The organism is Marinobacter changyiensis, from assembly GCF_009193265.1.
Taxonomy (GTDB): domain Bacteria; phylum Pseudomonadota; class Gammaproteobacteria; order Pseudomonadales; family Oleiphilaceae; genus Marinobacter; species Marinobacter changyiensis.
The window spans coordinates 26761-37217 of sequence record NZ_VZZZ01000010.1 but is presented as its reverse complement, the minus strand read 5'-3'; the positions used below and the strand labels follow the sequence as shown (position 1 = coordinate 37217).

General features: G+C 48.0%; 11 protein-coding genes and 3 pseudogenes. 5 read left to right on the top strand and 9 right to left on the bottom strand.

Features of this window, described 5'->3' with window-relative positions:
• Positions 1-210, top strand: a 210-nt coding sequence (locus F6Y09_RS19910; protein ID WP_152208708.1) for an integrase core domain-containing protein, incomplete at its 5' end; no start/stop codon positions are given.
• 215 nt (positions 211-425) lie between these two features.
• Here the strand turns inward: F6Y09_RS19910 and F6Y09_RS19905 are convergent.
• The 4 genes and pseudogenes from F6Y09_RS19905 to F6Y09_RS20650 form a co-directional block, all read right to left on the bottom strand.
• Positions 426-641, bottom strand: a complete 216-nt coding sequence (locus F6Y09_RS19905; RefSeq protein WP_152208707.1) for a hypothetical protein — start codon at positions 639-641, stop codon at positions 426-428.
• 43 nt (positions 642-684) lie between these two features.
• Positions 685-1947: a hypothetical protein gene (locus F6Y09_RS19900; RefSeq protein WP_152208706.1), complete on the bottom strand. Its 1263-nt coding sequence runs from the start codon at positions 1945-1947 to the stop codon at positions 685-687.
• Positions 1948-2293: 346 nt separating this feature from the next.
• Entirely contained in the window at positions 2294-2491 is a 198-nt protein-coding gene (locus F6Y09_RS19895; protein ID WP_152208705.1) for a hypothetical protein, read from the bottom strand.
• A 38-nt stretch (positions 2492-2529) separates the two neighbouring features.
• Positions 2530-3276: pseudogene (locus tag F6Y09_RS20650) on the bottom strand (IS3 family transposase); the annotation flags it as partial.
• A 247-nt stretch (positions 3277-3523) separates the two neighbouring features.
• Between F6Y09_RS20650 and F6Y09_RS19875 the strand changes: the two are divergent.
• A complete protein-coding gene (locus F6Y09_RS19875; protein WP_152208702.1) occupies positions 3524-4126 on the top strand; it encodes a hypothetical protein in 603 nt (200 codons plus the stop codon).
• A 302-nt stretch (positions 4127-4428) separates the two neighbouring features.
• Here F6Y09_RS19875 and F6Y09_RS19870 read toward each other — a convergent pair whose 3' ends face one another.
• The 4 genes from F6Y09_RS19870 to F6Y09_RS19855 form a co-directional block, all read right to left on the bottom strand.
• The gene (locus tag F6Y09_RS19870; protein WP_152208701.1) at positions 4429-5286 is read right to left on the bottom strand and encodes a hypothetical protein; all 858 of its coding nucleotides are present in this window, start codon (positions 5284-5286) and stop codon (positions 4429-4431) included.
• A gap of 384 nt (positions 5287-5670) precedes the next feature.
• Complete coding sequence (locus tag F6Y09_RS19865; protein ID WP_152208700.1) at positions 5671-6171, bottom strand: hypothetical protein; 501 nt, start codon at positions 6169-6171, stop codon at positions 5671-5673.
• A gap of 3 nt (positions 6172-6174) precedes the next feature.
• Complete coding sequence (locus F6Y09_RS19860) at positions 6175-6465, bottom strand: hypothetical protein (RefSeq protein WP_152208699.1); 291 nt, start codon at positions 6463-6465, stop codon at positions 6175-6177.
• Between the two features lie 91 nt (positions 6466-6556).
• Positions 6557-7414, bottom strand: coding sequence for a hypothetical protein (locus tag F6Y09_RS19855; RefSeq protein ID WP_152208698.1), 858 nt, complete (start codon positions 7412-7414; stop codon positions 6557-6559).
• Between the two features lie 338 nt (positions 7415-7752).
• Here F6Y09_RS19855 and F6Y09_RS20245 point away from each other — a divergent pair.
• Positions 7753-7872 (top strand): annotated as a pseudogene (locus F6Y09_RS20245) (transposase domain-containing protein); the annotation flags it as partial.
• Between the two features lie 1510 nt (positions 7873-9382).
• On the top strand, positions 9383-9751 hold the full coding sequence (locus F6Y09_RS19850; protein ID WP_152208697.1) for a hypothetical protein: 369 nt from the start codon (positions 9383-9385) through the stop codon (positions 9749-9751).
• 11 nt (positions 9752-9762) lie between these two features.
• Here F6Y09_RS19850 and F6Y09_RS20905 read toward each other — a convergent pair.
• A pseudogene (locus F6Y09_RS20905) lies at positions 9763-9901 on the bottom strand (transposase domain-containing protein); the annotation flags it as partial.
• A gap of 168 nt (positions 9902-10069) precedes the next feature.
• Here F6Y09_RS20905 and F6Y09_RS19845 point away from each other — a divergent pair.
• Entirely contained in the window at positions 10070-10273 is a 204-nt protein-coding gene (locus F6Y09_RS19845; protein WP_152208696.1) for a hypothetical protein, read from the top strand.
• The last annotated feature ends 184 nt before the right edge of the window (positions 10274-10457 follow it).

Genomic DNA, 10457 nt, shown 5'->3' with positions numbered 1-10457 from the left:
AGCTTCAATGGGCGCTTCCGAGACGAGTGCCTGAATGAACACTGGTTCCGGGATCTGGCTCACGCCCGCAAGATCATCGGTAACTGGCGACGCGACTATAATGAAAACCGGCCCCATTCAGCGTTGAGCTACCAGACACCACTGGAGTTTGCCGCTGGCTACCGGACTACGGGAAAAGGGTCGAAATTAACCGATATTACTAAGCAGTGAGTGGTTTAGTAATTGGGGGCAGGTCAGATCAGGAACAGGGGGCTCAACTACAAGACAAATGAAAGGCCGCTCGCTAACGTTCAGGAATCTGCCAAGGGATTAGTATGTGAGTTAGACGAGTTTTGGCCGACCATTGCTTCACGCCTTTGGGTATTAGCAGGCATTTAGTAAATGGTAGGCCTAAATTAGTTAGGGTGGCCAGAGGAGCGTAATCCTTAGATACACTCCTCTCGATCCAGCTTGACCTCTTCTCCGTAGGGGCTGGCTCCACTAGAAGAATCAATGATGTGGGTGTGCTTTTTTGCCTTGAACGCCCCGTTCATGACCTCTAAATGCAAAGCGGTCGCATTCGCAACAGCGGTATCGAATGCGCTGGACAATTCAGCCAACTTTGCGCTGTCACCACGGGTCAACTTCGCTTTCTTAATCATAAGCTCCTCCTACGTATAACCATTCTAGTAGATGCGGCCACACCTAACAATCTGAACCGAACCCCACGCTCTCTTTGCTATTAGCACCAGTTCCCTTCACCTCAACTCCCACTAGATCTGGAGCGGTGTAATATTCAGCCAAAAGATCAATCAAGATCGTACAAAAGGGAAAAGCAACGGCGTCAAATTCTTCTGAACGCTTGCGGTCCTTCAGAATCGAATTTTTGTTTCTATAGATGTTCACAACACCTACTGCCTCCCCCCCATCTTGAGGTAACAACGGCAGTGAGACGATGCTCTGGGCCTTTTCATCATGCAAGTAATATTTTTTAATCTCCTCCAAAGTATCTGTGTTGTTGAGGCCGGGGACTAACTCGCATTTTTCAACCATAGCTTCTGGACTCAAAATCCACTCTGACCGCCTTGTAACAAATGCCGATGGCGCACCAGGTAAGTTCTGCACTCGCTTACCCTCCTTTCTTGGCAGCTTTGTAAGAGGAAGAGCTAACGGCTGGACGCTATCGTCAGGAAGGGGTTTTGGCGACTCAGTCGTCGTGGTAAAGATGGAATTGGCTAAATCCAACACCCCATCCAAGGAAGCTTTCGCCGCAACGAGATTGGTATCAACGAAAAATCTAGATCGAGCCCAAACCTCTTCCTGTTCAGACGCGTCCATATCCTCGAACGCACGGAACAGCATGATATTGGCCCTGTAAGTTACTTTACCCAGCTGTTCAGGCACAGGAGAGTCCCATGTGAACGCTAGGTCGACTAGACCAGTCAGCACGGTTCTAATCGCCTCGGCTAACTTGTGTTGAATTTCTTCTAGATCAGTGCTCACTTGAGCAGCATACTGCGCTAATTTTGCAGCTTTCTGGCAGTTTTTGTACGTTTCTCGGTAAATAGATAAAAAATGTTGCGGAGGCATTGTTCTGAGGGTGTCAGTGTAAGCGTCTATCTGCTCTTGTAATTTCCCAGTTGCTGATAATAAATCAGACTGAGCACGTGCGCGCCTCCGAGAGGCCGCTGCATCTCTCCAAAAAACCAGGAGGAAAAATACGGCAGCGAGCACCCAAAACGCCATAGCCTCAGGGACCAACGGTCCATATGCCGTATCAGAAAAAAAAGATTCCCATTTACCAAAATGCACAAACGGGAAAGCTCTACGGATCTCATCGGTAAATATAGAAGCAACACCGCCAGCCATAATCCCCAAAAGTGCTACAAGGGCGCTCAATAAAACTGACCAGCCGGATCTTTGCCTTCTTTGACCATCTTGTTTCTCGCCACTTTTTCGCAAAAACAAGGTTGACGCTCCTATCCTTTTGAAAAATCCTTTTTTATAATGTCGATAATAAGTCATACTGAGAGAGATAAGATAGCCCTACCACTAGTAGTGCAAGCGATAGCTCGTTAAAGCAGCTTCATAATCTATCCTGCGCCGACCACCCAACGCTGAGACTTAAAAATAAATTAAAATATTTACAACGCCATATTATATTTTCATTATCATGCACTTATCTTCGATTTCTAAAATATCTTTTATGACGTTACAACAATCTATATAGGCTCCCTCTTAAGCAGCAGGTCGCAGGTTCGACTCCTCACTGGAGACCCCATTTTTGAATTCGGGTGGCTGGTTCGAGTCCTGATCAAGACTTTTGCAGAGACTCCCACTCATCGGTTTCGGTGGTCGGATCAAGAGGACGCTCATAGCGCTTTACGGAGCCCATCAATCGATCGAGGGGTTCCAGCTCGTGACAAAGTGGGCTTGCAACGACATCGGCGTGAGCAGTGTGACTGTCGAGGCCATCAAGTAGCTCCCGCTCAGTGAAACTCTTTGGGCTCATAACTGCTCTCCAAACTTTGCTATCTTGCTATTGTAGCAGTTACAAAACACTTCGATGTAGACGAACACATCCGCCTTGGCCAGGTCACTGGTTTTGTAGATCCGCTTTCGAATGAGTTCCTTTTTCAGACTGCTGAAGAAGGATTCCGCCACCGTATCCCAGCAGTTACCCCACCGACTCTCATGTTGGGGTCCAGGTTGTGAGCCAGGCAGAAACGATGCCAGTCATCACTGCCGTATTGGGTGCCCTGATCCGAATGAATTAATACCTTGTCCTTCTGGCGTCGACGCCAGACGGCCATCAGCAGCGCATCCACAACTAAGCTGCGATGCAATGTCGGTTTCATCGACCAACCCACCACACGCCGGGAAAACAGGTCGACAACCACGGCCAAGTAAAGCCAGCCCTGCCAAGTGCGGATATAGGTGATATCAGTCACCCAGGCTTTATCTGGGCAGCTCACCGTAAATTCGCGTTGGAGCTTGTTCGCTGTAAGGATTGACGGTCTTCCGGCAATCACTCTCGGCGCTTTATAGCCTCGCAGCGCTTTGATCTTATGCTCTTTCATTCATCAACCGGGCGACCCGGGTCTTGCCGCAGGTTTCCCCGGCCTCCCGAAAGTCCAGAAACACCCGTGGTGGGCCGTACACGCCAGAGCTGCCCTGATAAGAGGCCAGGATCTGCGCCAGCAAGCGCTGGTTATCAATGGCTCGATCCGACAAGGGTTTATGCAGCCATTGATAAAAACCGCTACGAGCCACCTAAAGCACGCGACACATCGTCAGGGTATGGGAAACCATAACCTGGCCTTCCCATGCTCTGTAACAGCTGAGGTCGCAAAGCGAACCCTCGGGCTCGACTTCAAACACGCCTGTTTTGACACTTTGGATTGCTAGATCTAGCGGGGGAAGTCCCGTTTTTGGAGAAGGCTTTGAAATCTGAATGCTGCCCAAACGAAAATACAAATCCGTTTAAGGATGTTATCTTTCCGCCACCGTCCTGCTTAAACCGCCTAAGCTCAGGAGAATATTTGTGAAGATTTTACAGTTAGGGCAATTTCTGGCCGTTGCTGCATTGATAGCTGGCTGCGCTTCAACGAAAGTTTCTCAGTATCCCTCTCATTTCACCCGCGATGATAGCCCTAACAACCTACTGGTTGCGGACTTGGGAGTTACTATTACTGTGGACAGTCGTTTTAATTATCTAGGCTCAAGAACCGACGGTACGACCAGCCAAGTCGTTTTTTCAGATTACGAAAATGACGTAGACCAAGAATTTATAGTACTGATAGTAAATGAAAGAAAACCTTTAAGCTGGCCACCAGGCGGTGATTCCCTTGACTGGGAAAAAAAGGAGAGTGAAATTGGCACTTATTACGAAACCCATTCATATACCAACCCTGAGGACATGCAATACGGAGAAATCGCTTCCGAGAACGATATCGAAGTTCAACCCTGCTCACATTCCGTTATATGGATACAGGAGATGGAGAAAGCGCAAATCTATATGTCATACACAGAAGGCACGCACTGCGACGCGGCAGCGGCGAATGATCGCTCCATTTCAAACCTCCGCTCATCAATGTTAGCGCCACGTATGGAAGCACTTATTAATCGGTCGCCTAAAGAGTTTTAAGGCAGCGCTGGTTCACGGCATCTTTCTTCAAAAAATAGCTGTCGCTTAGGAGAAACAGATTCTCAAATATGACGCGACGCGAACCATAGAGTCGATGTCACTTTTTTCTTGCTCCCAGTGCAAACATACCTGTTTTAGCTGCATCGCTGATTAGACTAATCTGGCGGTAATCACGCTTGGCTTGGTCGCAAAGCGGACGTTCAGATTCGGGGATAATGCCATTGTTCAGCGGCAGCCTTTGCGCAGCGAAGCGGAGAAAAGGCTGTCCGATGGAGGGCAGGTGGGCCCGGAATGAACTGCAACTATTGGTTAGAGTTGACCGCCTTGTAGAAGGATTTATGTTTATATTGCCTCCTGATGTTCGCTGATAAGCTCCTTGAGATTCTGAAATCCTCCGGCAGATCAGTTGGCTCCATAAACTCATCGTCTTGACGAATTTTTTGATCCACCAACTCCAAGTAGTTAAATAGAAACGGTGCGAAAGACTCCTCAGTGTAGCGGTACCAATTGAGCCTCTCGTGGACTTGGGCAGAAAACATCTCACAATAGCGGTGGAGCGATTTTATGTCGACCACCTTCTCCTCCAACAGCTCCAGCTCTACCAGACCAGAGAACCCAGCGTACAAGCCGTGATGGGCAAAATTCCTCTTATCAAATAGATCTGGGTTGAAAAAGGATAGGAGTTTTTTCTCTAAATCGCTGACATCGGAGGCTCGTGATACAAACGACTCTCTTAACAAGCCTGGAAATTCGTTCAGTCTTTCAAACAGGGTCACCAGCTCGGATATATACGCTCGATCAATTACTTCTATAGATAGGCATGACATTGCCTCACGTTCAAGCTGGCGAGCCATAGACATCTTCAGAAACTGGCGCGTCTTACAATTCTTAAGAACCTGCCCAATAAGTATGTCTAATTTGGCGAAATAACGATCTTCGACCGAAAGGCGGCTCTCATCTTCATCTCGAAGCCGAAAATCCACAGCAAATTTCACAGGTGCTAGGCGCTCGTGGACATAAGGTCGGAGCTTCGTATAAAGCCGAGTCTGACGAATCTTTGATAGCTCAGGTGACTCGTTAAAGGTTTCGATATGCAAGGTTTTACCTCCAACAGCAATTGGGCAGCGCGCTTTACCATTGCAGAAATTTGACTGTGTCATTATTACTGACTTTGAACCATCAATCGCACTGCACATGAATCAATAAAACAATAGCTTAGCCGAGCATGACCATCTCTGCCCTCTAATCATTCAGCGTCTGCAATTTGCTTCGCCAGTCATAATGGATGAAATGGCTGTGATTAGCTGTGAGGCTCTGAAGGAAAGCCCTGACTCGAATGTTCGCTTTTGTTTAGGTGTCGCGTGGGATGCGGGACGGTCGCAAAGCCGACATTCAGGTTGGACCATCGAGGCCTTCGAACGGGCCTCCGTTTGAAGGCTTGGGGGTGTCGTACTCTGCGGGGGAAGTCCAATCCGTTTTACAACCGTCCATGGAAACGGGGTAGAACCCGAGGGCCTATAAGTATGGCTCACACCACCTTTCGCTTAGTTTTTGGTTGAGGGTGCATTGTGCTGAAAACTATTTCCAAGCTCAGAAATCAGACTAATTGCCGTCATCTTAAACACAGAACGATCTGTATCGATCATTTCGGGATCTGGTAATTGGGGATAGATCTCACACAGCCACCCTTCAGCCGTCATCCCAGCCAGAGTCTGTTCGGTATTGAAACACTGGTAGTTAAGACCTTCGGCAATATCTGGCATCTCTGCCAAAACCTCCTCAAACGTGTCACCACTGTAGGACTCCTCAGTGGTTGAGCTGGAGAAGAGGCTCCCACCCTGGAAATAGGCGAGGAATGCGTATTCGTCTTCACTTTCTGGGTACTGATAGGTCAGTTCGAACAATTGAAACTCACCGTTGCTGTCACCGGGAAAGAATGCCACCCCTGCAACTATCTCCCCTTTTTTGGCCAATACGTCAGCGTTGACGCGAGCGTACTCAAAAGCCTCTTCTATATTCATATAATCTGGATTCCAATCGGTCATCTGTCAATCAATAGGCACGGCGGCCAGGTGATCTCCAATATCAAAAAGTAGATTTGGTTCAGCTTTTTGCTTACACCTGCCCGCATCGCGCAGAGCTTTCTTGTAGGATTGATAAACCTTGGCACCGCTCGGTGTTTTCACAAATCCGCGTTGTATGGTGCTACTCGTTTCCTTGATAAACCCGAGAAACTCGTCTTCGTTGGGCAGGTACACCACATAGCCGAGGTATTTAGTTTCCGCTGGCAGCCCAAGTTCTTTAATGACCTCATCAACAGGTCTTTCGCGCACATTCATAGTTGTCGTTATCCCATGATTTTTGGTCGATTATCCTGGCAAGATTCTTACCGGTAGACCGGTCCCGTTGACCACATTGTTAAAACTTCTCTCAATACCCAGTCGCATGTCGCTGTCGAATAGCTTCTTCCGGTTCCCCGATGATCTCACTCAGGATCTGAGAATCTGGATCTGGTGACTTTTTAAGCAACTCGAGAATGACCGGATTTTCGTTGTTGGAGTGCATCAAAATCGATCCATACCGCTTCAAACGCTTGACTTGGATTTTACTCTTCGCATATTTCGGGAATTCCATCAAAAAGTTATCGAGTTCTAGAATAATGTCGTCGGTTAAACGAATGACACGCTCATTTAAGTCGGTAAATGTGACCAAGAAAGCTTGGCCAACGGCCTGAATAATCTCATCTTTTGATAACGCCATTCTCCCGTTATCTCCGTGCACTTCAAATACACGCGACTTAAATTGTTCATTGAGCGTATTCCGCTGTTCCCATAGCTCTAGCAAGTAATTGTAATTGGAAACCATGATTCTAACTCTGGGGATCTGACTCCATTTGGGGATCTCATCTTCCGTGTCACTCCCCACAGGAACGATAAATGAAAGCCCCTGGAAATCTTCTGTCAAAGGTTTTGCTTTGAACAAGATGCTTGGAATAGACATGATACGCTGGAAGGGATTCTCGTTAAGCTCTCCATGATAATTTCCCTTCATTGCAAACAGAGTGCTTCGCGCTTCCTCGGCATTTAATGTCCACTTGTTCGTCGCATCCATCTTTTCTTTTTCGATCTGAACACCTTCCTGATGCCTCAATGTGAAATAGGCTATTGCTGCACCAAGAATCGAGGTGAAAAAAGCGCTTGCGATGGGAAAAGCATAGTCTTTGAAATAATTGGGCTCAGATTTCAGACTGGTGATTGCCTCTACTAAAAGCTCTGTCTCTTGATCCATGCGTGTCCTTGTGTTTTTACATCATTTAGGCAGCGCGCTTTATCATTGCATAAATTTGACTGCGTCATTATTACTGACTTTGAACCATCAATCGCGCTGCACATAAATTTATAAAACAATAGCTTAGCCGAGCATTGCCATCTCTGCCATGTAATCACTCAGCGTCTGCAATTTGCTCCGCCAATCATACTGGATAAAATGGCTGTGATTAGCTTGGAGGCTCTGGAGAAAAGCCCTGACTCGAAAGTTCGCTTTTGTTTAAAAGCTTGGATTTATGCTGGTGCCCTTGCCACTCCTAGCCTATGAGTGAACCTACCTCGGTTCAGATTCCCCTCACTGGCTCATCTCGTCGCGGTAAAAAATCCGCTCTCCAATGTCAGCGTGCTGCTGCCGTCATGGCCCTGATCGAGTCAGCGAAGCTGAATGGCCATGATCCTCATGCCTACCTGAAGGGTGTGCGCGCATAAGTAAAAAGTACTCGCCACCTCGTCTATCTTCCTGACAAAACCTTTCCATGCGATCTCCTGCCTCACACTATACCTATGAACAAAACTTTGGGAGCTCAAAAAAAACAATGCGAATTCGTATGCTGAGGCTGCATTTCAATGCGGGTCATTTGGTGAGCGCAGCGGTTCTACCCATGTGCAAATCGCTGGCTAAGTTGAAAAGCGCAACCGAGAATCCGGATGTGTACAAATGAGTGCCGTTTTATCCACATTAAAGACGCCCCCAAGTGTATACACGCCTTTTTTAACATATTCCTAAATTTCATATGGAAGTCAATCACTTAACCAATATGTACACAGAGCGCGTGAAAACTGTGCATGATACTTGGAAGGATGTACGCGGGAGATTCTCTCGGGTAGAGGAAGTTGTGCGGGAAACGCTGGATCAACCGGAATCCAACTTAAAATACACGCCCAAATTTGGGAAGCAGCGTGATAGACAGATGCTGACCATGGAAGTGTCAATTATTGCCATCGGTACTTTGACGTGGGGGTTTGGCGACCTTTATTGGTTTTACTATTTGGCATTTGTCTTGATCATACTCTTCGCGTTTTATCTTCTTAACCGTGCGGTAGACGGAAAGCGCTAGAATTTAACAGTCGCAGCCATTGGGACAAAGTTTCCACTGCGCTCCAATTTGCCCGTGCTGCGGGCGTTAAACGAGGGAGCAGATAAATAGGAGCCAAACCAACTTACGATTCAACGGGGGGCTGGCATCTCTCAACATTGCCCAAGTCTCAACAGGCATTACTAGAGGGTAGCAGGTCAGCAGCATCCTACAGAACGTTGAGACATCTCTTACATAGAAAATCACCTCACATGGTAAAATCTCATTGGGTCGTTTGGTCAGGAGGACCAGGGCTCAATGCCGGCATGGATGTAAGGCAGAAGCGACACCTGCCGAGTGGTGTGACGCGCCAGGGAGAGACTTGGCACCAATCCTTTCTCACCCTGCCTACCTTCCAAGTTACCTTTTTTGTTCCTCCCTAACTTGAAAGCCTTCGATCGCATAAGCGATCTGAAGTCAGTACATAAGGACCCTGAGTGTCTGACTTCGCTGAGAGAAACTCAGGGCATCCGTTTCGTAAGCACGCCCGGAGAATGTATCTTGAGCCGAACCCCTTTTAGAGGGCTTTCTCTGGTGGTCCCGTCTTAGCATTGTCTCGAAATCATCATGGTGTTGCGTAGTGGCCGGGAGAGCGGGAAGCTATAGGCATAGTCGCAGCCGGCCGTTAGAAGAATTACAGTTGCTCGCGAGGACTTGCATTTTACGGTTACCACTCCAATAAGCGACCCTCGCTCAATATGGTCGTAGGTTTCTAAAAAAGGAGGATCGTCTTCGTCTGAGAGCGAAGGGCGCAGTGCAATTGCATCACTGGGCTCTGAACCTGAGTTTAGAGAATCTTCCCCTTAGTTTTTTACACGTCTGTGTGTATATTCGAAGTAACATGGGAGAGATCTATGTCTGCATTCACTCGCAAACAGCTTTCATTGTCGCTGGAAAACTTATCCAGCCTCCAGAAGTGGAGCGATCTTTACGGCGTCTCAGAATCTGAGTTGGTACGCCGCGCCATTCAGGCTTACGACCCCGAGGAAACTAGGTGTTCACCAATTGCCGAAGAGCAGGAACGAGACGTTGCTGCCGTCCTTGACTGCATCACGGAAGCCTTACGATCAGCCAGGGAGTCTGTAGAGCGCACGAATGCCAGGGTTAACGAAACACTGATGAACCTCGGCGATCCGGCTCAGCGGATAGCGACTGCAAGGGAGGCAAGACGGGAAATCGTTGAAAATCCGGGCTTTTTGGATGAGGTCGCAGATCTAATATAAGCGTCCGGCCATCACACCTTGTCAGTAACAGCCGGCTTCCCGTTGTGGGGCGATAGCTCCTCGATGGCGTTGTTCTTCTGCGTTGTCGGCAGCCGGGGCAGCACCTCTTTTAATGTAGGCATAGGGGTCGTGCCCGTTCAGCTTGGCTGTGATTGGATCCGGCTCATGATGGCGGCGGCGCAACTGCGCATAAGAGCGTCCCAGCGCCCAGGGCCGGATCGCGTTCAATCGCGCCTATGCGATTCTGACATCCCCACTTCGGGACAGACCAACATCGATTGGTCTATTATCTGTATTAAAGTCCAGCAGGAGTTGCTTATGTCAAAATCACAGATTATAGAGTCTGTTAGAGAAGATCTTAAGGCTCTTGCAGCCGCCGGAGTCCCTGTCGATACCGATGCCGTTTTCGATACTGTAGATCGTGATCGAGAGTCAGGCCGAACCGCTGAAGCATTACGCAAAACAAATCGCTACCTGACAGAGTTAGATGAAAATGGCCAAGTGATTCGAAAGAAGACCTAGCTGTGCGTTTCACTATTGCCATGAGTCTATTTTGTTGCCCCCGCTATTTTGGAAACCCTCACAATGAAAATTTTGGACTAATAGTGACGGGTCTGCTTTCCGCTTACCCCAAGCCTATTGTCTGTAGTGCTGACGCAGGAGTGAGGTGAGGAGGAGTCCATCCCATTGCTTATTCTCCTTCATC